A 26,285-nucleotide genomic window follows, 5' to 3' on the forward strand; every position below is an offset into this window, starting at 1 on the left:
GAGCGCATTTGGCGAAGCAACCCCCTCTACCCGCATCCCTGTCAGCCAAGCGCATCGCGAGCCAGGCTGACGGTCACTACAGGAAAGACTGCCAGTTTTCAATCACTTGCTTCACCACAGTAGTGGCCCAGGCAAGGTCCCTGTCGGGCTCGACCGGAACCTGGCCAAAACGCGGAGGCCCTGCCTCTCCTGCCGGCAAAAAGGTGAAAAAACTCACAGCAGCCTAATGTCGTTCAATCTTCCCGCTATAAACACCTATTAAGCATAACACCTTAAGTCTGCGTCATCTGGTTGACACGAGGGAACCCCATGTCCAGCTCCGCGACGGCGCCTGCCGTGCCCGTCCTGTCGCGCCCACCGGCGCTGTTTGTCGTTACCGTTTTCACCTCCGCCTTCCTCGTCTTCTTCGTCCAGCCCATGGTCGGCAAGCTGCTGCTACCGATGCTGGGGGGCGCGCCGGCCGTGTGGAACACCTCCATGGCCTTCTTCCAGGCCGCCCTGCTGGCCGGCTACGGCTACGCCCACCTGCTGCAAAAGCTCAAGGGCTTCAAGACCCAGGTCCTGGTCCACGGTATCATGCTGGCCCTGGCCGGGCTGACCCTGCCGCTGCATGTGTCCGGCGTGCTGGGGGCACCCAATCCGGAGCAGCCTATCCTGTGGCTTTTGGGCGTGCTGACCCTGTCGATCGGCGCGCCTTTCGCCGTCCTGTCGGCCACCGCCCCTCTGGTCCAGGCCTGGTTCGCCCGCACCGCTGCGCTCGATCCGACCACCGGAAAAGCACCGGAGCCCTACAACCTCTATGCCGCTTCCAACCTGGGGAGCCTGCTGTCGCTGCTGGCCTATCCGATCCTCGTCGAGCCCCTGACCCTGTTGACGCATCAACGCCTGGGCTGGAGCCTCGGCTACGGCGTCCTGGCCGCCATGATCATCCTGCTGGGCCTCACCCAGAAGGCCCGCACTGCAGCGGCCGAACACGATGCCGCCACGCCGCGCCCGGACCTGCTGACCATGGCCAAGTGGGTGGCGCTGGCCGCCATTCCGTCCAGCCTGATGATTGGCGTCACCACCTATCTTTCGACCGACGTCGCCACCGCCCCCTTCCTTTGGGTAATCCCGCTGGCCCTCTACCTTGTGACGTTCATCCTTGCCTTTTCCAGCCGCCAGATCATCAGCCGCAAATATCTCCTGCTGGCCCAGGCCCTCGGGCTTGGCGTATGCCTGTACCTGCTGCCGCTGCAGACCAGCAGCATCCTGCTCCACCTGTTCGTCCACCTTTTGTGTTTCTTCCTGACGGCATGGGTGTGCCACACCGCCCTGGCCCAGGCCCGGCCGGCGCCGGGTCACCTCACCCTCTACTATCTCTGCCTGTCCCTGGGTGGTGTGATCGGCGGCGGCTTCAACGCCTTCGTCGCCCCGGTGCTGTTTGACACCATTTTCGAGTACATTCTGATCCTGGCGGTAGCGTGCGCCGCCCGGCCGTGGGGGGATGGCTGGGTCCGTCGCGACGTCATCTGGCTGACGACAGGGATCGTCGCCGCGCTGGCCATGGCAGGTCTCGGTTTTGTAACGGTTTCCGAGGAGCTGGGCAGCGCTCTCGCCAAAACCTTTTTCGCCATCGCCATCGTCTCAATCATCGCCTTGCACCATCGCGGACTGCTGATGGCGCTCATCGCCGTCCTGGTGTCCATGGCATTGCAGGTATTCAACCATCCGGGCAACCTGATCGAAACCGATCGCAATTTTTTCGGCGTCATCCGCGTGTCGGATGTTGAAGACCCGACGCTGGGGCCCATCCGCGAAATGATTCATGGCACAACCCTGCACGGCGCCCAACGCCGGCTGGCCGGGACGCAATGCCAGGCCCTCACCTATTACGGACCGAAAGCGGCGATCGGCCAGACCTTTACCCTGCAGCAGGCTCGCAGTCCGTCGCTGGAGCTGGCGACCGTGGGCCTGGGCGTCGGTACGGTTGCCACCTATGTCCGGCCAGGCGATCGCCTGACCTTCTATGAGATCGACCCCGAAGTGATGCGCCTCGCGCGCAATCCGGAACGCTTTACCTTTATCTCGCATTGCGCCCAGGGCCCGGTCGACTTCCGCACCGGCGATGCCCGGTTGACCCTGGCGCCTTTGCCGCAAGGTGAGTTGGACCTGCTGCTGGTCGATGCCTTTACATCCGACGCCGTGCCGGCGCATCTGCTGACCGCCGAGGCAATCGCCATGTACCTGTCCAAGCTGAGCGACGACGGGGTGGTGGTTTTCCATCTCAGCAACCGGCACCTGGAACTGCGCAGCCCCGTCATTGCGGCGGTGCTTCAGGCAGGTGGCGTATCCCTCACTCAGGTCAGTCCGGCGGCGGCCAAAGACAGCCGGATCCGCACGGCCTCGATCGTCGTCGTGGCGGGCAAGAGCGACCGGGCCCTGGCCCCCTTCCTTGCCGATCCGCGCTGGGAAGGCCGCAGCCCGGGTAAGGTCAAGGCCTGGACCGACGACTACATGAACGTCATAGGGGCGATGTTCCGGCCGCAGTATTGAAGTTGCCGCCACACCTGAAGACGTGGCATGTCACGCCAATGTGAGTCTCCTGTCACGGAACTGGCACAAGAGTGTCATGGACCGCGCCTAAGCGGGATTCGCCCACACGTGACGGGCGAATCCCCGCAGCCGAGACTCTCCCATCACTTGAAGCCCGGCTGCCCGAAAACAACAGAGGTCACACCATGAATCGCTACCTGTTCCTGTATTTTGGCGGCTCCGAGCCGACGGCGCCTGAAGAGATCGAAGCTACCATGGACGCCTGGACGGCCTATTTCGACAAGCTGGGCGACAAGATCATCGACGGCGGTGCGCCCCTGGCGGACCGGACTTCGGTCGGCGGCAGCGTCATGAGCCAGGCCACCGGCTATTCGATCATCATCGCCGCCGACCTCGATGAGGCCCGGACTTTGAGCGACGGCCACCCCCATCTCATCACCGGCGGGACGATCGAAATCCTCGAATGCGTCGACATGGACATGGGCGGCGAAGAGGACGAGGAAGACGACGAGGACGAAGACGAGATGGTCCGCGAAGCGGTAATCTAGAGCGGGTTGCGTTTTGATGGAATCAAAACTCCGCTCTCAGTTTATGTTTTGTCGCGCAGTTTGTCCGAGAGGTGCTTCACACTTTGTCGGACTACGAACTCGCTAAGCTGAAGTTGAATTAACCAGAATTTTGGGCGGCGATTTTCTCTCGCCGCCCTTTCCCTGATTGTTCGGCGCGCTACGAAATGCCGCGCCGCAAAATTTTGGGAAACCATTTGGGTAAACCTTACCGTAGTGTCGGGCACGACCAGAGCGGGACGTGTGTTGATAGACCCAAAACCACGCTCTGCTTTTTTGTTTTGTCGCGCAGTTTATCCGAAAACGGGAGCGCCCGTGCGGGTGCGTCACACTTTATCGGATTGCGCTCAAATACCAATCCACGATGACCTTGACTCATCGTGGATTGGCAAGGGCGACTGCCCGCCCGAGCTTACGCGAGGAGCCATGCGGCGCTTGAGCTGAAAAATGCGAATACCGAGCGTCATTCTTTATGAGGCTTGGTATAAGAACCGACTGCGCTCGCCGCACAAGGGGAGGGTGAGAAAGAAACATTTCCGCCAAAAACATCGCGCTTGACTCTATTTCGATATTTAGCTAAATACAAATTTATGAGCCTGATTTTCAAAGCCCTTTCCGATCCGACCCGCCGACGCGTTCTCGAAATGCTGCGCCAAAGGCCGATGTCGGCCGGAGACCTGGCGGCGGCCTTTCAGGTCTCCAAACCCACAATGTCGGCGCATTTTGCCGTCCTGCGTGAGGCGGGTCTGATCGCCTCGGAAAAACAGGCCCAGAGCGTCATCTATCACCTGCAGATGTCGGTTCTCGAAGAGGCCATGCTGGGTTTTGCCCAGGCCTTCGGCTGGCAGTTGCACACCGTAAGCAAGCCGGATTCATCACCAGACTGAACGGAGATTCTCCCATGACAGATCCCACGACCCCCGCAAAGCCCGCCCTGTTTTCCGTCGTCGCCCTCATCGTCCTGGTGGCGCTGATCCTGGCGATCGCCGTCGCCAAGATGACAGGCCTGATGGAAACCGCGACCGCTGCGCAATACATCGGCAGTATATTCAGTATACTGATGATTGGTGCCGGCAATGTCCTGCCGAGGAGCGAACCGCAGACGGCTTCGCGGGTCGCCGGCTGGATATTGGTCCTGGGCGGCCTGGCCAGCTTGGCCGTGTGGCTGTTGGCGACGCAGGATATCCGCATACCCCTGGCTTCGGCGACCGCGCTGGGCGCCTTCGCCGTCGCGCTGCTGGCGGCCATCATGCACCTGAAACGCGGCAGCCCGACCGGCGCGCGAAGCCATCATTCCGTGCTGCACATCCTGCATGGCTTGATGTGGGCCTTCGCCATCCTGCTGGCCGCTGTCGTCGTGGGCGGGCAATCCGTCTTGTGGATGACCGCGGGCTTCACCGTCTCGATGAGCCTTCTGACGATCGTCCTGCGCCGCCCTGCCGGGACATCCGCCTAGAGCGGAATGGCTTTAGTTAGAAACGCCATCTCGCTCTGGAGCGCAATCCGATAAAGTGGCGTCCACTTTATCGGATTGCGTAGGTTTTAGGTTTTTGCTTTGTCGCGCAATTTTTCCGAAAACGGGAGCGCCCGTGCGGTGGCGTCCACTTTATCGGATTGCGCTGTAGTCTGCGCCCACAAACCGGACGAGCAGCCTCAGATAGGCGACTTGGTAGGCGTTGGAGTTCTCGGTCACTTCCCACGAATTGATCGGCCAAGACGTGTTGAAATCGGCGTAGGCCTTCTGGTCCGGCTGGCCGTAGGGCGGTGACAACGGCGCCTTACCGCATTGCGGGCTGACCCCAGGACAGCGCGAGTCCCAGCCGTAGGACGGGTTGGCGCCACCGACAACAAAGCCTGGCGCCGGGCCGTACTTCGACTCCTTGACGCTGTCCCACGACGTGCCCGGCGCAAACCACGAATGGTAGAAGCGGTCGACGGAGTTTTCAGCGCCCAAAGCTCCCATGTTCGACAGGTAGACCTTACCGAGCGGGTTGACGCCGTGCAGGTAGTGCAGATAGCCGGCGGCGGCATCGCGCGACTGTTGCACCGGATGGTCCGACAACCCATAGCGCGCCAGATCACCGAACAGGCTGCCGTGATTGCCCTTGGTGGCACTGCTGCCCCAGGTATAGGCGGTAACATAGGCATTGTACGGATCGACGCCCTGCGATGCCCAGCCTACACCACCCTCGAAACCACTTACCCACGCGTCCCTGATATCCCTGGCCACTTTCGGTGTCGCTCCCGGCGCCATGGCGTAGTCAAGCAACGGGGCATGCTCGGTGTAGCGAAAGTCGAGATTAATCGCATGCGCGAACAATTGGGCGTCGCGATAATGGGCGTCGACATAGTCGCGATAGACCGCTTCCCCCGTCAGGTCGAACAGGTAGATGGCCGCCGCCAGCGCCTTCATGGCGCGGCTATGGTCGTCGGTCTCCTGCTGGCCGGCGCCGACGCCTTCGGAGTTGTCGCGGGCGTCGTTATTGTAGAAGGTCGCCTTGGGGTTGGCACGGGCCCACGCCCACGCCTTGACCGCCCGCTGCTTCAGGTCGGCCGCATAAGACGCAAAGCGCGGGTCTCCGCCATAGACCTTGGCAGCGCGGGCAAAGGCCGCCGCCGTCCCGTAGGACGCCGAGGTCGTGGCCGGGCCATACAGGCTGGGTCCTGTGGCAGCCGAGGGCGGCGAGGCATGCGACAGGGCGACGATCGACAGCACGCCGCCATCGGGGTTCTGCATGCGCGTCAGCCAGTCGGTGCCGTACTTCACCTCGTCCAGCAGGTCGGGGACACCGTTGCCGGATTCCGGGATGTTGAAGTCGTCGGTCCACACAGCCGGATTCTCGGCATAGGCCGCCAGCAGACCGACAACATAGTCCGCCGTCCAACTGGTATATTTGTTGTAGTCACCGGCATCGTACCAGCCGCCCGACAGGTCGCGCTCCGTGGTCGCGTCATTTTTGGCGCTATACAGTCTCGCCCTGGCGTCCTGGGTGTGCGACGCGCCGTCGGCCCAGCCGTCACCGGCAAAGCGGGCCACCTTGGCAAGGCCGGCGCGCTGGTAGTAAAAGACCCGCGTGGCGGCGACCAGGACCGGCCGGTAGACCGAGGACGAAATTTCAAAGCTGTGGGAATCGTAGGCCGCCTGTTTGTCGCGAATGAGATACTTGCCGGGCGCGGTTACCGGTGAAAAGTCGAAATGCCACGCCCGGTCACCCGATGACGGATCGACGGCGCCAGAGTTCCAGGGCGCGGGCTTGCCTTCGTGGACGACAGCGCCCGAGGCCGTATCGATGACCTGATAGACGGCGCCAGGGGTAAAATCCCACTCGGCGTCGAAGCCAGTTTCCGGGTCGCGAATGACAGCAATCTTGCGGGCATCCGGCAGGTAGCCAAATTGGTCGACAGTGATGAACGGGGTCGGCGGGCCGTCGTCCTGAGCCATGACCGGCCCCGCCAACAACGACAAACCCACGACCAGCGCCGCGGCCCTCATGCCCGTTCGACCTTGAGCGGCCGCGATAGCAGGGCATCGATGGCGGTGCGCACATCCATCTCGCCCTGAAGTACCGAATTAACGGCCTGGCACAGGGGCAGTTCGACATCGAACTTGCGGCCGAGATCGACCGCCGCCGGCGCCGACTGGACGCCCTCGGCGACAGATACCTTACCGGCCAGGGCTTCCTCAAGCGTCATGCCCTGACCCAGGGCCATACCGACGCTCATGTTGCGTGACTGGCTGGACGAGCAGGTCAGCACCAGGTCACCCAGACCGCATAGCCCGACCATGGTCTCGAACTGCCCGCCCATGGCGACGGCGAGACGTGACATTTCGGCGAAACCGCGGGTAATCAGCGCGGCATGGGCATTGCGCCCCAGCCCCTTGCCTTCGGAAATACCGCAGGCAATCGCCAGGACGTTCTTCAGCGCCCCGCCGGCCTCTGCACCGATCATATCGTTCGATTTATAGGGCCGAAACGTCGGTCCGGCGAGGCTGGCGGCAATGCGGGCGCACAGCGGGGCGTCATCGCAGGCCACGGTAACGGCCGCCGGCAGGCCGCGCGCCACTTCGGCGGCAAAGCTGGGTCCGGCCAGGACGGCGCCGCGCGCGTGGGGCAGGACGTCGCGCAGGATCTCATTCATCAGAGCGTCGGTGCCGCGCTCGATACCCTTGGAGCACAACACGATGGCGACGTCATCGCGGGCAAAGGGGGCGAAAGCGGTCAGGGCCGCGCGCATGTGCTGAGCCGGCGGAACCGCCAGGATCAGGTCGCAGTCGGCCAGTTCTGCCAGATCACCTGTGGCGCGGATGTCGGGCGAAAGCTCCACATCCTTGAGGTAGATGGCGTTTTGCTGGTCGGCGCGGATGCTTTGCACCACCTCTGGCTCACGCGCCTGCAGGGTCACCTTGTGACCGGCAAAGGTCGCCACCTGGGCCAGGGCTGTGCCCCACGCCCCGGCGCCGATGACGCCCACACGTTTGAACCGCTCACTCAAGACTTGGCTCCCTTGCGCCCCTGTTTCTTATGGATCGGGTCGGCCAGCGCCCGAACCTCGTCGAGCGGCCAGCGCGGACGCGCCAACGCCGCCAGTCCCTCGGCGATCAGCGACTCCCGTTCCTTCAGGCCCATCTTGCAAAGCTTGGCGTAATGTTCAAGGCCTGCCAGGGCGATCATCGCTGCATTGTCGGTGCAGTATTTCAGTGGCGGCGCCAAGAAGCGAAAGCCGTTGCGCCCGGCCAGGGCCTGCAATTCGCGCCTAATCGTAGCATTGGCGGCCACGCCGCCGGCGACTACGAACGCGGGCACATTTTCGTTACCTGCCACGCAGGTGTGTGCTTTGAACAGCGTCATCGCCCGGCCGGAGCGTTCAACCAACTGGCGCGCAATGGCCGCCTGGACGCAGGCGCACAGGTCGGCGCGGTCCTGTTCAGTCTTGACGTGTTCATAGGCCAGGGTCGCCGCCGCCGTCTTCAAACCCGAGAAAGAGAAGTCGCAGTCCTTGCGACCCAGCAGGGCGCGTGGCAGGGTAAACCGGTCCGGATTTCCGCTGAGGGCAGCTTTTTCCAGCGCTGGACCGCCAGGATAACCCAGGCCCAGCACCTTGGCGATCTTGTCGAAGGCTTCGCCGGCGGCATCGTCGATCGTGGTGCCCAGTCGCTCGTAGTCGCCAACGCCGCGCACGCTCAGCAGTTGGCAATGGCCACCGGAGACCAGCAGCAGAAGAAACGGAAAAGGCACATCTTCGGTCAGCCGCGCCGACAGGGCGTGGCCTTCGAGGTGATTGACCGCCATCAGCGGCAGGCCACGGGCGAAGGCAAAGCCCTTGGCGAATGACAGCCCGACCATGACCCCCCCGATCAAACCAGGCCCTGCGGTCGCGGCGACGACATCAATCGCCGGATAGCCAGCTTCGGCCAGGGCGCGTTGCGCCAGGTCGTCGATGGTTTCGACGTGCGACCGCGCAGCGATCTCCGGCACGACACCGCCATATTCAGCATGCTTGACCACCTGGGAATGGATGACGCTCGACAGGACCTCGACGCCCGCGGCAGACCGGCGCACGACGGCCACGGCGGTTTCGTCGCAGCTCGATTCGATGCCCAGCACGGTAAGGGTTTCGCTCATAGGCCCCTAGATGCTGCCCTCAACCCGGGCGTCAAGTCTTTTGCATTGAACCAGCATAAGAAAATGCTAGATCAGAGTCATGACGACTCTGAAGATCGGTACCCGCGGTTCGAAACTGGCCCTCACCCAATGTGGATGGGTTCAGCGCCGAATCGTCACAGCTCTGGGCGAAGACGCCGGCCGGGCCGACGAGGTGGCGCCGCTCACCGTCATCACCACTCAGGGCGACCGTATTCAGGACCGGCGACTGATCGAGGCCGGCGGCAAGGCGCTGTTCACCAAGGAGATCGAGGACGCCTTGCTGCGTGGCGACATCGATGTAGCGGTCCATTCGCTGAAAGACATGCCGGCTGCGGAGGTGCCGGGTCTCAGCCTGTGCGCTATTCCGGTGCGCGAAGACCCGCGCGACGCTTTCCTGGCGCCACGGTACGAGTCCATCGCCGACCTGCCCCAGGGCGCGCGTTTGGGGACGGCCAGCATGCGCCGCCAGGCCCAGGCCCTGGCGCAACGGCCGGACCTTGAGATCGTCATGGTGCGTGGCAATGTTGATACCCGCCTGGCCAAGCTTGCGGCCGGCGAAACAGATGCTTTGCTGCTCGCGGCGGCCGGGCTGAACCGGCTCGGGTTTTCCCACCATATCCGGTCCTTCATCGATGCCTCTCAGTTTGCGTCTGCTCCGGGTCAGGGGGCTCTGGCAATCCAGTGCCGGAGCGAGGATCTGGGCGCGGCGTGGATGGCCAGGGTGCATGATGTCACGACCTTTCTGCGGGTCCAGGCCGAGCGCGGCGCGCTGGAGGCGCTGGAAGCGTCGTGCCGCACGGCGGTCGGCGCCTATGCGACCTTGCAGAACGGCCAACTGGATCTTTTTGTCGAAGCGCTAAGTCGTGACGGTTCCAAACGCTGGCAAAGGCGAGAGAGTCTGTCCAACCCGACGAAGCAGACGGCGCGCGACCTCGGCATGAAGCTGGGCCATGACATCAAGGCCGAGGCCGGCTCAGAACTGATCGTGAGCTAGCGCATGATCCACGAGAGCGCCAGTTTTCTGTCTCTTACACCACCCCGCGCCCTCTGCGTGGGGAGGGGACCATCAGCGTAGCGAACGCAGTTAAGCGGAGCGAAATGGTCCCCTCCCCACGCAAAGGGCGCGGGAAGGTATCAGACTCTGGGGTGCCACCGCATGACCCGACCGGTCGTCTGGATCACCCGCACCCCCGATGGCGCCAAGAGCACGGCCAGGGCCGTCCAGGCGCGGGGCGGTGAAGCGATCCTGGCGCCGGTGCTCAGGGTCGTTCCCCTCAAACCCATCATCGATCCGCACAGCTTCGACGCCGTCATCCTGACGTCTCGCAATGGTCTGGCCGCCTTCAGCGCCATTGTCGGCCGCCGCTCGATCACCGCCTGGTGTGTCGGCGAAGCCACCGCCGAAGCCGCCCGTACCGCCAGGTACCAGAACGTCGTTGCCGCCGACGGCGATACCGACGCCCTGGCCAAACTGATCATCGCCACCGCGGATCGACACAGCCGACTGTTTTACGCGGCGCCCAGGGAACCGGCCGGCGACCTGGCCGGCGAACTTCGCAAGGCCGGTTTCCCGGTGAGTGAAGCCGCCGTCTACGAAACGCGCCCGGTCATGCCCGTGCTCCTGCCCACCGACATGGCGCGCATGACCCATGTCCTGGTGCATTCCGCGAAGGCGGGACGCGTTATCGGAGCCATGCTGAAAGCCCATCGCGACCGCTTCGACCTCGATCGACTGTGCTTCGTCTGCATCTCGGACAGCGCCTGGCATGGGCTCGAACACGCGCTAAACGAAGGCGAAAAAAATATTGATCCCTCACGGCTTATCCGGCGCATTTCGCCGTTCCCTGATGAGGCTTCCATGCTAAAACAGCTCGACTAATCCGGAACGAACATCATGAACGATACCACCGATCCGCTGACGGTCGATCACGACGCCGAAGATGCCGCGCTGCGCGATCACCGTCGCGAAGCCGCCAAGGTGACGCGAATCGCTCTTCTGTTCGCCGTGCCATTTGTGCTGATGCTGATAGCCGTCATCGTTGCATTCATTTGGAGCTCGCAGCGCGATGCCTCCAGCGCCGCGCGCCTGGCCGCCACCTCGGCTTCATCCGCCACTGCGCCGGTGCCCGCCGACAACAAGGATGCCGAGATCGCTCGTCTGCGCAGCCAGATCGCCGCCCTGCAACAGGGCCAGAGCGTATCCGCCATTCCGGTCACGCCGGGCACGTCCGCCTATACCGATCCCAATGCCCTGGCACAGATTTCGGCGCGCCTCGATCGCGTCGAAGCCAATCAGCGCGCCCTGGCCCGCGCCGCCGCCGCGGCCAATGCTGCCGCCGCGCTGCAGCAGGCTGCGCGTAACGACGGCCCCTTCCTCGCGCAACTGGGCGTGGTCGAGAGAAGCATTGACGACCCGGCCCTCATTGCCCTGCTGCGGCCCCACGCCGAAAAGGGTGTCCCGAGCGAGGTTTCGCTGGCTATCGAATTTCCCCAATATGCCGCCAAGGCCCATATCGCCGCCGCTTCGGCCGCCAACAAGAATGGCGTGCTGGAACGTATCGGTCAGATGCTCAACATTTCCGTCCGGCGTACCGATGGCGAAGACCAGGGGCCGGATGGTCTGCTGCACAGCGCCGAGTCACGGCTGAATGCCGGCGATTTGCGCGGCGCCGTCGCCTTCGTGAACCGCTTGCCGGCGCCGGCGCAGCCGTCGCTGAAACCCTGGCTGGACAAGGCCCAGGCGCGGCTCAGCGTCGACGACGCCATTCACCGCCTGACCGAGACCACCCTGGCCCGGCTGAGCCAAGGCGGCGAAGCGGCGGCGTCGGCGGAGACCGGAGCTGTGCTGTGATCCGTTCGCTTCTGATCCTGCTGACCATTACCACCCTGATCGTCCTGGCCATCGGGCTGATCGGCGATCCAGGACTGGCTTCGCTGAGCTGGATGAACTACCGGATCGACATTCCGGCGACGGCGGCGGTGATCCTCATCGGCATTATGGCCTTCTGCGCTGTTGCGTTCTGGAACCTCGCCCTGTGGCTGGCGCGCTCGCCCCAGCGCGCCGAACGGGCACGTGCCGAGCAACGCCGTCGCCAGGGCGAAGACGCCATCACCCGTGGCTTTATGGCTGTCGCCACCGGCGACGGCTCCGAGGCCCGTCGTCACGCCATCAAGGCACTGGACCTCAGCGACAACACAATCCTGGTCCGCATCCTCACCGCCATGGCGGCTGAAGAGTCCGGCGATGCCGCGGCAACCAAATCCGCCTATTCCGCCATGGTCAGCGTGCCGGAGCTGAAACTGGCTGGCCTGCGCGGCCTGATGCAGTTGGCTGCCCGCCAGGGCGACAAGGCCGAAGCCGTCAAGCTGGCGGCCGAGGCCTACAACCAGCCGCGCCCCGGCATGTGGTCTTTTGAGACCCTGTTCGAAGCCCGGCTCGAGGCCGGCGAATGGGCCGAGGCCCTGGACCTGATCGAAGGCGCCCTGACTCGCAAGCTGATTTCGCCCATCTTCTCCGAGCGCGCCAAGGCGTCGCTGATGGCGGCCTCGGCCGCCCGGCTGGAGACCTCGGACGACGCCCAAATGCGCGACCAGGCCCTCGACTACGCCCAGCGCGCCGCCAAACTGCAGCCGCAGTTCACGCCCGCCGCCATAATCGCTGCGCGCCTGCTGAAGAAGGCCAACAAGGCTGGCCGCGCCGAGGATGTGCTCGAGGCCGCCTGGGCCGCCCGTCCGCACCCGGCATTGTGGCTGGCCTATCGCGATCTCGTCTCGGACGAGACGCCGAAGGAACGCGCCCGCCGGCTTCAGGGCCTGGCCGATCGCAATGCCAAGCATCGCGAAAGCCGCCTGTTACAGGTCGAACGCGCCCTGCTGACCAACACCAAGGCGGAGATTTCCACCGCACTGGCGGCGCTTGAAGATGACAGCGCGGAGGCCAACCTGACCAAGCGGCTGTGCGGGGTCATCGCTCGGGGCGCCCAGGGCCTGGGCGACTACGACACAGCGCGGGTGTGGATCGCCAAGGCGTCCGGCGTCCGGGGCGAGGCCGACTGGTCCGATATCGACGCCGAGGGCAATGCCTTTACCTATTCGGCTTCGGACTGGAGCGACGTTATCCTGACCTTTGCCGAGACCGCGGCGCTGTCGCATCCACGCTATGAACGTGGCGATAAGGGCCTTCCCGAGATCCCGGACATGCCGACGCGATATGTGCCGTCCATGCCCTTCATCAAGGGTTCGTCGCGATCTTCGTCGGTTCGTACCGAACCGGGCCACATACCGGACGATGTCGGTCAGTATGATGCGGCGATCACGGGCCAGGACCTGGATGACGAACCGCTTGAAGAGGCAAAGCCCAAACCCGCCCGCGGCCGCGCCAGGGCGCCGAAGAGCAAGTAAATTATCCCTGGCAGGGCGTTACAAAGCGCTTGGCAAGGCAAGCGGTTATGTGTAATGACACCGGCCTGCCTGCGGGGCCTTCGTCTGCCCTGCCCAAGGTTCCGGGCCGCTTTAGCTCAGCCGGTAGAGCATCGCATTCGTAATGCGAGGGTCAGGTGTTCGAGTCACCTAAGCGGCACCACTTTTTACCAATATATTCAAAATCTTGCGCAGCGCCGGCCATGGCGTGCGCGTCTCGGCAGGACGCCAGACACCAAATAGACACCACGGCGAAAAAATCCTACGTCCCCAGCAAGGGCATATTCCATGAGCCGACACGAAGGACGTTGATGGAAACTTCGATCAGCAAATGCACTTCATGTTTGCCCTCCAAGGCATGGGAAAGACCGCCCTTGTCAGGGAGCGGCTGTGTGGCGTATTTACACTTACAATCGGTTGAGTTTGCCGCGCGCTATAAATCAGGTTGATTCAGCGCCGGGTTGAGGACTAGACTCCGGGTATGGAAAAGAAGAGCCCCCGAGACATGACCGATGGGGAGGCAAAAGCCGCCCTCTCCGATCCGCACTACACCGATAACCACGACCGGTTCATGGAACTTCGTAACCGGCTCGTGCTTATCAGCGGCGCGTATCACGCCACAAAGGGCATTGAAGACGGTTAAGCCGCCACCCCGATGATGTCGGTGACGAAACGCCCGTTTAGCACGGGGATTTCGTAGCCACCGGCACCAATTACGATGCCGTTCGCCGTCTGGTCTGCCGTGCCGTCGCCGAACTTGTAGGTCAGGTTATAGGTCGCAGCAGCGGGCTTGATCGTGAACGCGACAGCCGCGCGTTCGACCGGCGCAGTCGTTGTGTCGATAGGAGAGCCCCAGCGCGTGGCCTGATGCCGTAGTCATTGATCGAACCACGGATCAAACAGCCCATCACTGCTCTTCAAACGTCAAACCTTTGAGGGGAAGGTTGACTGCATTATGACTCATTGAACTCCCGAACAATCTCCCGGATCCGTCGCAAATCGTCCTGACACGCCTTGGTATAAATCCCGTGCCGATAGCGCCCGTTCGCGCGCCCGACAGGTGCACCAGGACTCTTCCCGCCGTGCATCCGGCATCTAGCCTTCCCGGACACCGCTGGCGACTGGCACGGCTTCCCGGACCGCGTCTTCGCCCCGCATCGCCTCGACAGGTGCGCCCGGCTGATATTCCAGGCCTTGTGCATGGGGTTGACCAGGGTTTTGAGGTCGCTCCCCTCCCCCGGTCTTGACGGTATCGGCGATGACATTCTGACTGTTCCTTGCATCAATATGGGTGTGCTTGACCTCGACCAACTGCCGACCGCCGCCACGCATTTTCTGTAGCGCCTCGACCTGCGCCGTGAAGGTGCGCCCCAGCCGGTTGACCTGATCCAGCCACAGCTTGGCTACGTCCATCCGCTCCGTCGATTCCACCCGTCGCGCCGAACTCATCATCAGGCAGTGAACGGCGAACATCTGCGTCGCCAGCGCACCTTCGATTTCGTTCTGAGGTGCCACGCCCTGCATGAACCCGAGCCCTTCCGGCAGGCCCGCCGCCTTGTTGCTGTCATTCTTGATTTCCGACCCTACGTCTCGCAATTGCGTGAGTAAGCGTTCAGCGTAGGCTTCAGACCGGGTGCCCAATGCGTCGCACAGCACCAGCCCGTCAAAGACCGAGTTGGCCATGTCCGATGCCACTGCGACACCGCCACCAGGCTTGGCCGTCGCGGAAAACTTCACCCGTGGCCCCTTCGACAGAACCTTGTCCGACAGATTCGTCACAAGCTTCTGGTGCGGCTTGGACAATGCCGCGTGCGCCGCCTCCACATCCACCGCTTTTGGTTTGGCGACAGTCGCCACCTTCTTCGACTTCGTCACGGTCAATTTCCTTTCAGTACGCCTTCAAAATTCAAAACACGGTCGCAATCGGTGGTGTGAACGGTCGCAATTGACGCCACCGTTCCCTCTAAATCGCCCTATTTTAGAGCCCCACGGCCTCAATCCACACCACCGTCGACCAGGTGCAGGGACTGGCCACGGTCGCAATCCATGGGGTACATATAGAATCTAGCCATAGGCCCTCACTTCCAAAGGGGACACGGATGGTTCAACCGCATCGCCGCCGGTGACCGTGTCTGTGTTCGCCGCTCTACCCGAACGCCACAGCTTGAAACCGTTTGAAGGTGCCTTGCCGGTCTTGTCGCATTTGATCCAGGTGAGGCGATATTCCGCCGCCAACCGCATCTTGCATCCAAAGCTTGCCTCACGCGTCCGCTCAATGAAGCCGACCTCGATCAGCCGCCGCAGCGCCGCCGATACCGTGTTCGGCGCCAATCGGCATTCATCCGCCAGCGCGTCGACCGATGCCCCCAGGGTGCCATTATTCTGGCCTCTGTAGCGGCTCATAAGCTGGATCAGGACAACCCTTGCCGATGCCCCAAGTTCCCGCCAAGCCTCTGACTGCAGAATGTCGTGTCTCAGCATGACGAAGGACGGGACGCCTTTAGAGCGCCCCTTTTTGTTGTGCTTGGCCATGCGTGTCCTAACCCGTGCTACCGGTCAGCAGGCCCAGGTCGTGCGCCTTGGCCTCGGCTTCCTGTAACAACCGGATCAGGTCGGGGATTTTGCCGACCGTGACCGTAACCCCTTTCCCGGTGGCCATGTAGGTCTTGGCCGCGCCGAAGGTGCCATAGTGGCGAAGGTCGACGACATCGCCGGCTTTCACAGTCTGGAAGGCAAGGCGAACTTCTTCGCCCTCCCCCACGACGACAGCGCCGATTCTATGCGTGACGGTCATGTGCGCGCCTCCGTCTCTTTGATGGCGCGTTCCAGATGGCGCTTGGCTGTGACAAGGTCCGCCCGTCTCTCACGCGCGTTCCTCGACTGCATGGCACTGGCGAGCCACCGCATCGCACGACTGACATGACGGCTCATGACGCGCCTCCCGAGCTCTGTATTCCGCCGGTTTCGAGAACGTCGAAGTCGACCGCCAGGACATACCGCGCCACACGCGTGTCGACCTCGACCTGTTCCATATGCGTCTGGATATCGAAGCCCAGCTTACGAAGGTCGAAGACATAGCCGCTTGTGCGCCGCGCCCATTTGGCGTTCGAGAACCCCAGAGAGGTATCGCCCGCCGGTCCGGCCTCGATCAAGTGCGCCAGGGTTTGCGCTTCCCGTCCGCGTGCCGTGGTGACGCTGCCGTCGCGCCGTTTCACCTTGATAAACGGCTTTGATTTTGCTTTATGGGGTTCATGTATCGAGTTGGGGGCTTGTTGGCGCAAGCCCCTTTCATTTTGCCCGAACGGCCCCTTTGCGATGTGCTGATCCATCACGCGCCAACCCCTTGAGAGGTGTTGTCACGTACTCGGCTGGCCAGGAAGTCGGCGACGCACGCCGGGTCATATCTGACACTCTTTCGTCCAAGTTTTATGTAGGCAGGTCCGCCGCCAGTCAGCCGCCAGCGCCGCAAGGTGATTTCAGCTAATCCAAGGTGTTGCGCTGTTTTGCGCGTGTCCCAAAGGTCTGTCATGGGAAGTCTCCGTAAATGACACGGCACAGGCAAACGCCATCAGCCGAGAACGGATACCTATTGAGCACATAAAACCGTGTTGCTCACGAATAAACGTCTGCAAAATTAATCTGTCCGCAAAAAAGCGACACTCATTATGTGTACAGTGGGGACAATCACCTACTATGTGGACGGTTTCGTTCTTTTTTCGCTTTCAGCAATAATTTCCATATTTCTTTTCCAAGTTCCATCGCGAATAGATCGAGTAGCCATCCAAGTTTTTAATTCAGTCTCAAATTCGTTATCTGGGAACCACCTCATAACGGTGCTTGGCTGAACGCCCATAATCTTGGAAATCTCCCGAAAAGTCGGCTTTTTCCCGTAATCGATCAGCTGTTCGGCAATCACTATGGCAGTATGCTTTTTGTGCTTCTTTTCAGCCGCTTGCCTGTAAGGGCTGTCTTTTCCAGAAAGGCGCTCCCTAATAAGAATGTTAAATGATGTATTAACAATTCCAATATTATGCCATTCGGTGGCCCTGAGTATAAGTTCAATTATATAATCTATCAGCGCGAATGGTATGACCTTATTTCTAGAAATGATATGAGTTTCGCCCCCTTTCTGAAGGCGCTTGTACTCAGATATTGATTTCAAAAGCGCGATACACAAGCGATCAATACAATTTTCGTCAAGATCAAAACAGCCAACTAAATCTTTTATATCTAATCCATGCAATTTAAATTCATCTTGCAACGGCATATAGGCAAACACGTCCATTCTGTATCGCAAGAAATCTTCTTCCGGATAAGCTTCTTTTAATGCCAGATAGAAATCTAAGTCCTGATTTTCAGCAAAGCTCGAAACATCGAAGAGCCTATCACCCGTGATTTTCCATTCACTCATTGCCCGCTCCCCAGAGGAAATTCTAGCCCACGATAGCTTTCAAACGGTCCCGCCCATTAGTGACTGAAAGCCGTTTGCCAATTTTGTCGACGGCCTCCTGCAACGGATCAGAAGACAGGTGCGCGTAACGTTCCGTCGTGCGCGTGTTGGCATGACCCAAAAGCTTCGACACCAGGAAAAGACTTGCCCCGTCCGCAACGGCGAAAGATGCGAAGCTGTGGCGCATGTCGTGTAGACGAACGCCCTTGATGTCCGCCGCCAGACACGCCTTGGCGAAAATGCGCCGCAGCCCAACAATCGGCCCGCCTGTGGTGTTCAAGGTGCGCGGACTGGGGAACACAAGCGGCAGCTCCAAAGGCTTGCCGTCGACTCCGACATAATCAGCCCTTGCATCATGGCGACGGCTCAGGATTTCGAGCGCGGCAGGCATCAGCATAATCCGCCGTTCACCCGTCTTTCCACCTGCCTTGGTGCGCTCTGGCGGCAGAACGAGGCACCGCCGGTCAAAGTCGACCTCCGACCATGTCAGGTTCGCTATCTCCGACTTCCGAGCCCCGGTCAGCAGCAGCAGACGCAATGCATCGCCATACACACGGTCAACACTGCCCTCGGCTTCAAGGCGCGCCAGAGCGTCCAGAAACGCCCCCGCCTCGGCTTGGCTCAGAAACCGCTCTTTGACAGGTGCGGCAGGCAGGTCGATTCCGGTGAAGGGGTTTTGCTTGACCAGACCGTGCTTGATACCCCACGCGAACATCGCCGCCGCAACAGCGCGTGTCCGTCTGGCGACACCGTCGCCGCCGGTCACGACAGCCTTGCCCCTTGGCTTGTCGGATTTCTCGACCACCGCCGTCTTGCCGTGGCGAATGTCATAAATCGCCCTTGCTGCATCTTCATGGGAAAGCCGGTCCGCCGCCTTGGTGCCGACCAGGGGCAGGATATGACGGTGAAGGCATGACGCATCCGAAGACCACGATATCGCCCGCTTGTTGGCCTTGGTTTGCGGTCCGCGTTCGATATATTCCTTGATCAGGTCCGCCACGGTCATGGCGTGGCGCTCCGCCAGCTTTTCCGCCGCCGGATCGAGCCCAGCCGTCACATTGTCCAGAACCTCTTGCGCCTTTTTCCGCGCCTTGGCCGGTGTCCAGGGCGAACCGTGCGCACCAATGGTGTAAATCTGGTTCTCTTTGCCTATCCGATATCGCACTGCGTACACCTTGCGGCCCGATGGTCGCACGCGCACCAGGAAGCCGGTCAAGTCCGTATCCCACAGCCGCGTCTCTCCGGTTTCGGGTATCGGTAAATCGTCGACAGTGTCTTTGCCGATGCGGCCTTTGATATTCAGCATTTGCGCCTCCGCTTGGTGTCTGGCGTGGTGTCTGGCGGAAATTCCAGACACCAAATAGACACCAGAGCGCCCGAAACAGTCGGACACCACCGGAAACGACATTATCATTATTCCCTTGTTTTGAAAGGATTTTCAGCATCCTTGCGATACAAGAATAAACCTAGGAAAATCAACGGACACGCCTTAACCCTGACATTCGTAATGCGAGGGTCAGGTGTTCGAGTCACCTAAGCGGCACCACTTTTTTCGCCCACGGCCAGTTCGCTTCGCTCATGCTTCCGCCGGGACGGAGCAGAGACGTGTCCAGTACCTCTGCGGCGCCGCGTCCATCGGCGCGCTTATCGTGGACCTTCATGATATGGGAATGCCATTTCGTGAGGTGTTTAACAAGGCGCACCCCGGGGTTTACATCTCCAATTTGTCAGACTATTAAGAAGCCAGTTTTCAAGAGGAGTATCCCATGGCCTTGCGTCTCATCCAGATCGTCAGCTCTTCGGGCGAACGCCAGCTCATCGCAGCGACGGAGGATGGCGCGCATAGTATCAATGGCGTGGCGACGACTTACGAACTGGCCAGGGCCGCCATTGCAGCGGGCATTTCGCTGGCGGCGCAGGTCGAAAAGCAAGGCATCGGTGATGCGGTCGACGTCGCGGTCGCGTTGTCGCAAGGCCGGGTCCTGTGCCCGATCGATCACCCCGACGCGTCGCACCTGCACGTCACCGGCACCGGCCTGACCCACCTTGGTTCGGCGGAAGGCCGCGACAAGATGCACAAGGCGGCTGCGGCGGCCGAGACTCCGACCGATTCGATGCGCATGTTCCTGATGGGGGTGAAGAACGGCAAACCGGCCGCCGGCGAAACGGGTGTTCAGCCGGAATGGTTTTACAAGGGCAACGGTACCACCCTTGTCGGACCAAATGCACCTTTGACTTCGCCCAGTTTTGCGGAAGACGGCGGCGAAGAGCCGGAAATGGCCGGCATCTACATCATCGGTGACGACGGCACGCCGTATCGCATCGGCTGGGCATTAGCGAACGAGTTCTCCGACCACGTGGTCGAAAAGCAGAACTATCTATGGCTGGCCCACTCCAAGCTGCGTCCGGCCTCGCTGGGTGTCGAGATCCTGACGGGCGAGCTGCCGAAGCACGTCCAGGGCACGTCACGCATCTGGCGTGGCAATGAGGTCATCTGGGAAAAGCCCTTTATTTCGGGCGAGGACAACATGTCCCACAGCTTTAGCAACCTGGAGTACCACCACTTCAAGTACGACCTGTTCCGCACGCCGGGCGATCTGCACGTGCACTGTTTTGGTACCGCGACGGCGTCGTTCGCTGACGGCGTCAAGACCCAGGACGGCGATGTCTTCGAAATTACCGCCGATGCGTTCCAGTACGGGCTGAAGAACCCGCTGCGGACGGAGGTTGAACGGTCGGCAACGGTCGTGGCGTTGTAAGGACAGAACGCAGGGGTGAGAAGCGCAGGTTTGCCGCATGGCCGGCAAACCTGATGAAATCGACCTAGCGGGTCGATTTCCGCGCCGAACGCCCAGAGCCATGCGGTGGGCGACCCCTACAATCTTTGCTACACAGCAGGCGGGCGGCCGCCGGCAAAGCCCGAAGTTGCCGCTCAGATTGCCGCGCAGAGACATGATGTATCCTTTTTGCAAAAGACCCCGGCCCAACCGCTTCTTGATAAAAATCGCTTTAAGTTTTTGGTAGGAATCTGGCTGTGGCATCGTGATCACACCATGCTCCCCTGCGAAATAAGGGCTTTGCGGGCGGGTCATAAAAGCTTTGCGAGTTCGACACCCAACTGTCCAAAAACCTTACTCAAAACGTCATCGTCCGTCGCTACGGCGCCTTCCCTATGGCGCCACCCTCCCCCTCACCGGCGCCCAAGGGGATACTTATGAAATCGTTCCTGTTCACATCCGTCGCCGCCCTGGCCCTCGTCGCCAGCGCGACACTTTCAACCGCCGCCTATGCCGACGAAGCTGCCGCGCCGGTCGCTTCCGAAGAGATCACCGAAGTGATCGTCCTGGGTCAAGGCCAGAGCCGCCAGACCCAGTCGCTGCGCACCTCGGACCTGACCGAAGTCGCACCGGGCACCTCGCCTTTGAAGGTGCTCGACAAGCTGCCAGGCGTCACCTTCCAGTCGGCCGACCCGTTCGGTGCCTATGAATGGTCGACCCGCATCTCGATCCGCGGCTTCAACCAGAACCAGACCGGCTTTACCCTGGACGGCGTCACCCTGGGTGACATGTCCTACGGCAACCACAACGGCCTGCACATTTCGCGCGCCATCATCAACGAAGACATCGCCCGCATTGACCTGGTGCAAGGCGCCGGTTCGGTCGATTCCGCCACCTCGTCCAACCTGGGCGGCACCTTGAAGTTTGTCTCGCGCGACCCGTCGAAAGATCTGGGCGGCGAACTGGCGGCCTCGATCGGCAGCGACTCGATGCACCGCCTCTACGGTCGCTTTGAGACCGGCAGCATCGACGTCCTGGGCGGTCTGCGTGGCTACGTTTCCGCTGCCGACCAGAAGGCTGAAAAGTGGAAGGGTGCCGGCGATCAGAAGGCGCAACAGATCAACACCAAGTGGGTCCTGCCCCTGGGTGAAGACGGTTCAATTTCGGCTTTTGCCAACCGTTCGGAACGCCGTGAACAGGACTATCAAGACATGTCGTTCGAAATGATCGAACGTCTGGGCTATAACTGGGACAACTTCCAGCCGAACTGGGCCCTGGCCAATCAGGTGGCAAACCTGTATCAGACCCAGGCTTCGCCGGTTTATCCGGGCAAGATCACGACCGTTGACGACGCCTACTACTACGGCGCCGGCGTCCGTAATGACACCATCGGCGGCGTGAAAGCCGATTTCGCCCTGACCGACATGATCCGGGTCAATGCCCAGATCTATAACCACGCCAACGAAGGCCAGGGCCTGTGGGTCACGCCCTACCTGCCGTCGCCCGGCGTCGTCTACTCGCCCTTCTACAACCCGGCCAGCCCTTCGACCGACAACGCCTTTGTCTCGATCCGCACGACTGAGTACGACATCAACCGTACGGGTTTGATCGCGGGCCTCACCTTCGATCTGGGCGCGCACCAGGTATCGGCAGGCTTCTGGACCGAAGACAACGACTTCACCCAGGCGCGCCGTTTCTACGGTGAAACCCTGGCTGCCCCGCGCCGTGACTCGCTGGGCTTCCAGAAGAACCCGTTCTTCACGCAGTGGGAATACGACTTTAACACCAAGACGACCCAGGCCTATGTCCAGGACGTATGGCAGGCCACTGAGGCCCTGAAGGTCAACTTTGGCTTCAAGTCGCTGACGGTCGAAAACACCGTCAACCAGAAGGTCGGCGGCACCATCAAGGCCGAACTGGAGTCCAAGGACAGCTTCCTGCCGCAAATCGGCGCTGTCTACCAACTGGATAACGGCTATGAAGTCTTCGCTTCCTACAGCGAAAACATGAACGCCTACGTCTCGGCGGCGACAGCAGGCCCCTTCAGCTCGCAGAATCAAGCCAATATCAACTATGTCCGCGATACGCTGAAGCCTGAAACCTCGACAACCCTCGAAGGTGGCGTGCGCCTGCGCACCGATCGCTTCCAGGGCGTGGCCGCGGTTTACAGCGTCGAATTCGACAACCGCATCCTGGCCGTGGCCCAGGGTTCGGGCATCCAGGGCAATGCCCCGGTGCTGTCGAACGTTGGTTCGGTCGAAACCAAGGGCCTCGAGCTGGCCGGTACCTACCGCCTGAGCGATACCTGGAAGGTCTACGGCACGTACGCCTTCAACGACTCGACCTATGCCAACGATGTTGTCGCGGCTGATGGCACGATCAAGGCCCGCACCAAGGGCAAGACGGTTGTCAACACACCGAAGAACCTGGCCAAGGCTGAACTGGCCTATGACAATGGCGCCCTGTTCGCCACCCTGGGTGTCAACCACACCGGCGAGCGTTACTACACCTACGAAAACATCGGCGGCCTGGTTGAAGGTTCGACCATTGCCGATCTGAGCGTCGGTTACCGCTTCGACACGATCGGCACGACGGTGCAGTTCAACATCACCAACCTGACCGACGAGCAATACATCTCGACGATTGGCTCCAACGGCTTCGCCAACAGTGACGCCTCCGGGACCAACCAGACCATCCTGACCGGCGCCCCGCGTCAGGCGTTTGTGAGCGTACGTAAAAAGTTCTAAGTTGCGTCGTTAAACTTTCCCGAAACTGAGCCGGCTGTGCACCACCACAGCCGGCTTTTTTATTTCTGTTGCATGTCTGGGTTATTCAGGGGCCATGAACCGTCGTCAACTTGTCATCACCGCCTCCGCCGCCATGGCCCTTCCCGCCTACGCCAAGGCCGAATCCCCCAGTCTCAAGTCGCCCGGGCCCCAAATCATCGCCCATCGCGGGGCTTCCGGCTACTTGCCCGAACACACCCTGGCCGCCTATGAGGCCGCCGTGCGGATGGGGGCTGATCATATCGAGCCTGACGTAGTGGCAACGAAGGACGGCCACCTGGTCGTGCGCCACGATCCGGTTCTGACGGATTCAACCGATATCCTCAGCCATCCGGAATTTGCCGACCGCAAACGGACGGTCTCTTTTGGCACGTTCGAAATTACCGACTTTTTCGTCAGCGACTTTACCCTGGCTGAAATCAAGACCCTGCGCGCCCGCCAGGTTTTTGCCGACCGCAGCCACGCCGACGACGACCGCTACGAAATTCCGACCCTTCAGGAGGTACTGGGCCTGCGCGAGCGTCTGTCGCGGGAGTCTGGACGAACAGTCGGCATTGTGCCGGAGATCAAGTTCCCCACCCTGCATCGTCAGGTCGGGCTGGCGATAGAGGAAAAGCTGGTCGACATGCTAGACCGTGCCGGTTTGAACTCGGCCACGGCGCCGGTGTGGATCCAGTCGTTCGAACAGGCCAATCTCAAGGCGCTGAAAAAGATGACGCCGATCAAACTGCTGCAACTGGTCAGCGGTTCGGACGTCGATCCGACCGGCGCGGTGACCCTGCTGCCGCCCGACGACAAGCCCTATGACTGGGTGGTCTCAGGCCGCGCCGGCACCTATGCCGACATGCTGACACAGGAGGGACTGGACGAGGTGGCGACCTATGCCGCGGTTGTTTCGCCGTGGAAGCGCTGGCTCGTGTCCTTCAGCAACGGACAGCCGGTCGTGCGTAAGGACATTGTTGACAACGCCCATGCCCGTGGCTTGCAGGTCTTCACCTGGACCCTGCGCAATGACAGGCTCGATCCGTTCTACGCGGGTGATCCGGCGGCGGAATATACGCAATTGTTCCACATGGGCGTTGACGGCGTGTTCAGCGACTTCCCCGACACAGCGGTCGCTGCACGCGATAAGTTCGCGCAATAACTTCCTCTCCCCGCCCGCGGGGAGAGGACGAGAGCGGAACGAAGTGAAGGCGATCGGGTGAGGGGCTATTCTGACAATTCAGGTGCAGCGGCGTTTACAGAAGCCCCTCACCCTAACCTCTCCCCGTGAAGAACGGGGAGAGGGGTTTTTCAGCCCTAGGTCCGCAACCGGTAACCCGTCTTGAATATCCACGCCACGATGGCCAGGCATACCGCCAGGAAGGCCAGGGTCATCCCCAGACTGATCCAGACATTAACATCGGCCTGGCCGTAGAAGGCCCAGCGGAAGCCGTTGACCAGATAGACCACCGGGTTGAACAGGGTCACGGTCTGCCAGGTTTCGGGCAGCATCTTGATCGAGTAGAAGGTCCCGCCCAGAAAGGCGAGAGGGGACAAGATCAGCATCGGTACCGCCTGAAGCTTCTCAAAACCGTCAGCCCAAACGCCCAGCACAAAGCCGAACAGCGAAAACGTCAGCGAAATCAAAATCAAAAAGCCTGCCGTCGCCCACGGATGGACGATCTCATAGGGCACAAACAGGCGCGCCGTACCCAGGATCACACACCCCAACACGACCGACTTGGTCGCGGCCGCGCCGACATACCCGGCCACGACCTCGAACACTGAAACCGGCGCCGACAGGACTTCGTAAATTGTCCCGGTAAAGCGTGGCAGATATATCCCGAACGCGGCGTTGGAGGTGCTTTCGGTCAGCAGGGTCAGCATGACCAGGCCCGGAATGATGAAGGCGCCATAGGGCACGCCGCCAATGTCCCCCATCTGCGACCCGATGGCCGAACCAAAGACGATGAAATAGAGCGAGGTCGATATAACCGGCGTGGCCAGGCTCTGGAACAGGGTGCGGATACTGCGCCCCAGTTCGGCCTGATAGATGACCCATATGGCATGCCAGTTCATTGTTTAGCTCCCACCAGACCCACAAATATGTCTTCCAGCGACGACCGGCTCATATCAACCGATTTGAAATCGATGTTCAGCGCCGCCAGGGTCTTGATCAGACCCGTCGCATCGGCTTCGGTATCCTCTCCCTCACCCTTCAGGGTCAGATACAGGGTCGTGCCGTCCTCGGACAGGGTCAGGGGCCATTTGACCAACGCGTGCGGCATGGCGCTCATCGGTTCCTTCAGCACAATGGTCACCCGAGTCTGGCCCAGCTTGCGCATCAGGGCGTGCTTTTCTTCGACCAGAATGATTTCGCCATTGTTGATCACCCCGATCCGGTCGGCCATTTCCTCGGCTTCCTCGATATAGTGGGTGGTCAGGATGATGGTGACACCACTCTCACGTAAGCGCCGAACCATGTCCCACATGTCGCGGCGCAGTTCGACATCGACCCCGGCCGTCGGTTCGTCGAGAAACAGAATCCTGGGCTCGTGGGCCAGGGCCTTGGCGATCAACACCCGACGCTTCATGCCGCCGGACAGGGTGGCAATCTTGTTGTCCTTCTTGTCCCACAACGACAGGTCGCGAAGCACTTTTTCCAGGTGTTTCTTGTTTGGCGGCTTGCCGAACAGGCCGCGCGAGAACTCCATCGTGGCCCACACCGTTATGAACATGTCGGTAGCCAGTTCCTGCGGCACCAGGCCGATTGCCGAGCGTGCCTTTCGGAAATCCAGGGCAATGTCGTGGCCGTCGGCAATGACGCAACCCGAGGTCGGCCGCACCAGGCCGCAGATAATTCCGATCAGGGTGGTCTTGCCGGCGCCATTAGGTCCCAGCAGGGCAAAGATTTCGCCGCGCCTGATCTCCAGATCCACGCCTTTGAGCGCGTTATGCCCGCCCTTGTAGGTCTTGGCGAGCTTTTCGATCTTGATGATGGAATCGGCCATGCGGGCGTCCTTGTTCGGGTGGGCCTTATATGGCGCAAGGGTCCAGCCGGATCAAGGACGCCGCCACAGACTGCTGACAGACGGTGGCAGTGTGCAGAACCTTAACCTTTCCGC

General features: G+C 61.2%; 24 protein-coding genes and 1 tRNA gene. 13 read left to right on the plus strand and 12 right to left on the minus strand.

The features are described 5' to 3' along the window. Positions 1-309 precede the first annotated feature (309 nt). The 4 genes from ABAC402_RS26495 to ABAC402_RS26510 all read left to right on the plus strand — a co-directional run bounded on the left by ABAC402_RS26495 (position 310) and on the right by ABAC402_RS26510 (position 4,557). Entirely contained in the window at positions 310-2,535 is a 2,226-nt protein-coding gene (locus tag ABAC402_RS26495) for a fused MFS/spermidine synthase (protein WP_023448723.1), read from the plus strand. A gap of 185 nt (positions 2,536-2,720) precedes the next feature. Beyond that, positions 2,721-3,083 (plus strand): hypothetical protein, encoded by a 363-nt coding sequence (locus ABAC402_RS26500; protein WP_023448724.1) that lies wholly within the window; start codon positions 2,721-2,723, stop codon positions 3,081-3,083. Positions 3,084-3,691: 608 nt separating this feature from the next. Continuing rightward, complete coding sequence (locus tag ABAC402_RS26505) at positions 3,692-3,988, plus strand: autorepressor SdpR family transcription factor (RefSeq protein ID WP_023448725.1); 297 nt, start codon at positions 3,692-3,694, stop codon at positions 3,986-3,988. A gap of 14 nt (positions 3,989-4,002) precedes the next feature. After that, complete coding sequence (locus ABAC402_RS26510) at positions 4,003-4,557, plus strand: hypothetical protein (RefSeq protein WP_023448726.1); 555 nt, start codon at positions 4,003-4,005, stop codon at positions 4,555-4,557. Positions 4,558-4,707: 150 nt separating this feature from the next. Here ABAC402_RS26510 and ABAC402_RS26515 read toward each other — a convergent pair whose 3' ends face one another. From ABAC402_RS26515 to tsaD, 3 genes are read right to left on the minus strand one after another with little or no spacing between them, the layout of a single operon-like run. Then, positions 4,708-6,594 carry a glycoside hydrolase family 9 protein gene (locus tag ABAC402_RS26515; protein WP_023448727.1) on the minus strand — a complete coding sequence of 629 codons (1,887 nt, stop codon included), beginning with the start codon at positions 6,592-6,594 and terminating at the stop codon, positions 4,708-4,710. After that, positions 6,591-7,595, minus strand: coding sequence for an NAD(P)H-dependent glycerol-3-phosphate dehydrogenase (locus tag ABAC402_RS26520; protein WP_031235318.1), 1,005 nt, complete (start codon positions 7,593-7,595; stop codon positions 6,591-6,593). The genes ABAC402_RS26515 and ABAC402_RS26520 overlap by 4 nt, the downstream gene beginning before the upstream one ends. Further along, positions 7,592-8,725 (minus strand): tRNA (adenosine(37)-N6)-threonylcarbamoyltransferase complex transferase subunit TsaD, encoded by a 1,134-nt coding sequence (gene tsaD, locus ABAC402_RS26525; RefSeq protein ID WP_023448729.1) that lies wholly within the window; start codon positions 8,723-8,725, stop codon positions 7,592-7,594. Before tsaD ends, ABAC402_RS26520 begins: the two co-directional genes overlap by 4 nt. Positions 8,726-8,804: 79 nt before the next feature. On the opposite strand from tsaD, the gene hemC reads away from it, so the two are divergent. The 6 genes from hemC (at position 8,805) to ABAC402_RS40130 (ending at position 13,808) form a co-directional block, all read left to right on the plus strand. Continuing rightward, the gene (hemC, locus tag ABAC402_RS26530) at positions 8,805-9,740 is read left to right on the plus strand and encodes a hydroxymethylbilane synthase (protein ID WP_023448730.1); all 936 of its coding nucleotides are present in this window, start codon (positions 8,805-8,807) and stop codon (positions 9,738-9,740) included. A gap of 162 nt (positions 9,741-9,902) precedes the next feature. Beyond that, positions 9,903-10,625 carry a uroporphyrinogen-III synthase gene (locus tag ABAC402_RS26535; protein WP_023448731.1) on the plus strand — a complete coding sequence of 241 codons (723 nt, stop codon included), beginning with the start codon at positions 9,903-9,905 and terminating at the stop codon, positions 10,623-10,625. Between the two features lie 15 nt (positions 10,626-10,640). Continuing rightward, a complete protein-coding gene (locus ABAC402_RS26540) occupies positions 10,641-11,597 on the plus strand; it encodes a COG4223 family protein (RefSeq protein WP_023448732.1) in 957 nt (318 codons plus the stop codon). After that, positions 11,594-13,147 (plus strand): heme biosynthesis protein HemY, encoded by a 1,554-nt coding sequence (locus tag ABAC402_RS26545; RefSeq protein WP_023448733.1) that lies wholly within the window; start codon positions 11,594-11,596, stop codon positions 13,145-13,147. Before ABAC402_RS26540 ends, ABAC402_RS26545 begins: the two co-directional genes overlap by 4 nt. A gap of 105 nt (positions 13,148-13,252) precedes the next feature. Beyond that, positions 13,253-13,328, plus strand: a tRNA-Thr gene (locus tag ABAC402_RS26550). A 342-nt stretch (positions 13,329-13,670) separates the two neighbouring features. Then, complete coding sequence (locus ABAC402_RS40130; RefSeq protein WP_162148504.1) at positions 13,671-13,808, plus strand: hypothetical protein; 138 nt, start codon at positions 13,671-13,673, stop codon at positions 13,806-13,808. A 310-nt stretch (positions 13,809-14,118) separates the two neighbouring features. On the opposite strand, the gene ABAC402_RS41220 is transcribed toward ABAC402_RS40130, so the two are convergent. The 7 genes from ABAC402_RS41220 to ABAC402_RS26580 all read right to left on the minus strand — a co-directional run bounded on the left by ABAC402_RS41220 (position 14,119) and on the right by ABAC402_RS26580 (position 19,023). After that, positions 14,119-14,367, minus strand: a complete 249-nt coding sequence (locus tag ABAC402_RS41220) for an HGGxSTG domain-containing protein (RefSeq protein ID WP_082179867.1) — start codon at positions 14,365-14,367, stop codon at positions 14,119-14,121. After that, positions 14,261-15,040 carry a hypothetical protein gene (locus ABAC402_RS26555; RefSeq protein WP_155847332.1) on the minus strand — a complete coding sequence of 260 codons (780 nt, stop codon included), beginning with the start codon at positions 15,038-15,040 and terminating at the stop codon, positions 14,261-14,263. The genes ABAC402_RS41220 and ABAC402_RS26555 overlap by 107 nt, the downstream gene beginning before the upstream one ends. A 189-nt stretch (positions 15,041-15,229) precedes the next feature. Continuing rightward, complete coding sequence (locus tag ABAC402_RS26560; protein WP_023448736.1) at positions 15,230-15,697, minus strand: helix-turn-helix domain-containing protein; 468 nt, start codon at positions 15,695-15,697, stop codon at positions 15,230-15,232. Between the two features lie 7 nt (positions 15,698-15,704). Further along, complete coding sequence (locus ABAC402_RS26565) at positions 15,705-15,959, minus strand: hypothetical protein (protein WP_023448737.1); 255 nt, start codon at positions 15,957-15,959, stop codon at positions 15,705-15,707. A 133-nt stretch (positions 15,960-16,092) separates the two neighbouring features. After that, the gene (locus tag ABAC402_RS26570) at positions 16,093-16,446 is read right to left on the minus strand and encodes a helix-turn-helix domain-containing protein (protein WP_162148506.1); all 354 of its coding nucleotides are present in this window, start codon (positions 16,444-16,446) and stop codon (positions 16,093-16,095) included. A gap of 410 nt (positions 16,447-16,856) precedes the next feature. Beyond that, entirely contained in the window at positions 16,857-17,576 is a 720-nt protein-coding gene (locus ABAC402_RS26575; protein ID WP_023448740.1) for a hypothetical protein, read from the minus strand. A 22-nt stretch (positions 17,577-17,598) separates the two neighbouring features. Then, entirely contained in the window at positions 17,599-19,023 is a 1,425-nt protein-coding gene (locus tag ABAC402_RS26580) for a site-specific integrase (protein WP_162148507.1), read from the minus strand. A 358-nt stretch (positions 19,024-19,381) separates the two neighbouring features. Here ABAC402_RS26580 and araD1 point away from each other — a divergent pair, with 358 nt between their 5' ends. From araD1 to ABAC402_RS26595, 3 genes are all read left to right on the plus strand, one after another. Beyond that, positions 19,382-20,374 (plus strand): AraD1 family protein, encoded by a 993-nt coding sequence (gene araD1, locus ABAC402_RS26585; RefSeq protein ID WP_023448742.1) that lies wholly within the window; start codon positions 19,382-19,384, stop codon positions 20,372-20,374. Between the two features lie 455 nt (positions 20,375-20,829). Further along, positions 20,830-23,139 (plus strand): TonB-dependent receptor, encoded by a 2,310-nt coding sequence (locus ABAC402_RS26590; protein WP_023448743.1) that lies wholly within the window; start codon positions 20,830-20,832, stop codon positions 23,137-23,139. 94 nt (positions 23,140-23,233) lie between these two features. Next, positions 23,234-24,322, plus strand: coding sequence for a glycerophosphodiester phosphodiesterase family protein (locus ABAC402_RS26595; RefSeq protein ID WP_023448744.1), 1,089 nt, complete (start codon positions 23,234-23,236; stop codon positions 24,320-24,322). A 155-nt stretch (positions 24,323-24,477) separates the two neighbouring features. On the opposite strand, the gene ABAC402_RS26600 is transcribed toward ABAC402_RS26595, so the two are convergent. Next, entirely contained in the window at positions 24,478-25,239 is a 762-nt protein-coding gene (locus ABAC402_RS26600) for an ABC transporter permease (RefSeq protein ID WP_023448745.1), read from the minus strand. Further along, complete coding sequence (locus ABAC402_RS26605; RefSeq protein WP_023448746.1) at positions 25,236-26,171, minus strand: ABC transporter ATP-binding protein; 936 nt, start codon at positions 26,169-26,171, stop codon at positions 25,236-25,238. Before ABAC402_RS26605 ends, ABAC402_RS26600 begins: the two co-directional genes overlap by 4 nt. Between the last annotated feature and the right edge of the window lie 114 nt (positions 26,172-26,285).

It is taken from the genome of Asticcacaulis sp. AC402 (genome assembly GCF_000495835.1).
In the GTDB taxonomy this organism is placed as follows: domain Bacteria; phylum Pseudomonadota; class Alphaproteobacteria; order Caulobacterales; family Caulobacteraceae; genus Asticcacaulis.

Bases quoted from the DNA above. Each gene is read 5' to 3' on its own strand.
- ABAC402_RS26595 (WP_023448744.1), top strand. From the start codon at position 23,234: ATGAACCGTCGTCAACTTGTCATCACCGCCTCCGCCGCCATGGCCCTT.
- ABAC402_RS26565 (WP_023448737.1), bottom strand. From the start codon at position 15,959: ATGACCGTCACGCATAGAATCGGCGCTGTCGTCGTGGGGGAGGGCGAA.
- ABAC402_RS41220 (WP_082179867.1), bottom strand. From the start codon at position 14,367: ATGCACAAGGCCTGGAATATCAGCCGGGCGCACCTGTCGAGGCGATGC.
- ABAC402_RS26560 (WP_023448736.1), bottom strand. From the start codon at position 15,697: ATGGCCAAGCACAACAAAAAGGGGCGCTCTAAAGGCGTCCCGTCCTTC.
- ABAC402_RS40130 (WP_162148504.1), top strand. From the start codon at position 13,671: ATGACCGATGGGGAGGCAAAAGCCGCCCTCTCCGATCCGCACTACACC.
- araD1 (WP_023448742.1), top strand. From the start codon at position 19,382: ATGGCCTTGCGTCTCATCCAGATCGTCAGCTCTTCGGGCGAACGCCAG.
- ABAC402_RS26590 (WP_023448743.1), top strand. From the start codon at position 20,830: ATGAAATCGTTCCTGTTCACATCCGTCGCCGCCCTGGCCCTCGTCGCC.
- ABAC402_RS26600 (WP_023448745.1), bottom strand. From the start codon at position 25,239: ATGAACTGGCATGCCATATGGGTCATCTATCAGGCCGAACTGGGGCGC.
- ABAC402_RS26575 (WP_023448740.1), bottom strand. From the start codon at position 17,576: ATGAGTGAATGGAAAATCACGGGTGATAGGCTCTTCGATGTTTCGAGC.
- ABAC402_RS26605 (WP_023448746.1), bottom strand. From the start codon at position 26,171: ATGGCCGATTCCATCATCAAGATCGAAAAGCTCGCCAAGACCTACAAG.
- ABAC402_RS26540 (WP_023448732.1), top strand. From the start codon at position 10,641: ATGAACGATACCACCGATCCGCTGACGGTCGATCACGACGCCGAAGAT.
- ABAC402_RS26515 (WP_023448727.1), bottom strand. From the start codon at position 6,594: ATGAGGGCCGCGGCGCTGGTCGTGGGTTTGTCGTTGTTGGCGGGGCCG.
- hemC (WP_023448730.1), top strand. From the start codon at position 8,805: ATGACGACTCTGAAGATCGGTACCCGCGGTTCGAAACTGGCCCTCACC.
- ABAC402_RS26510 (WP_023448726.1), top strand. From the start codon at position 4,003: ATGACAGATCCCACGACCCCCGCAAAGCCCGCCCTGTTTTCCGTCGTC.
- ABAC402_RS26495 (WP_023448723.1), top strand. From the start codon at position 310: ATGTCCAGCTCCGCGACGGCGCCTGCCGTGCCCGTCCTGTCGCGCCCA.
- ABAC402_RS26535 (WP_023448731.1), top strand. From the start codon at position 9,903: ATGACCCGACCGGTCGTCTGGATCACCCGCACCCCCGATGGCGCCAAG.
- ABAC402_RS26500 (WP_023448724.1), top strand. From the start codon at position 2,721: ATGAATCGCTACCTGTTCCTGTATTTTGGCGGCTCCGAGCCGACGGCG.
- ABAC402_RS26580 (WP_162148507.1), bottom strand. From the start codon at position 19,023: ATGTCGTTTCCGGTGGTGTCCGACTGTTTCGGGCGCTCTGGTGTCTAT.
- tsaD (WP_023448729.1), bottom strand. From the start codon at position 8,725: ATGAGCGAAACCCTTACCGTGCTGGGCATCGAATCGAGCTGCGACGAA.
- ABAC402_RS26505 (WP_023448725.1), top strand. From the start codon at position 3,692: ATGAGCCTGATTTTCAAAGCCCTTTCCGATCCGACCCGCCGACGCGTT.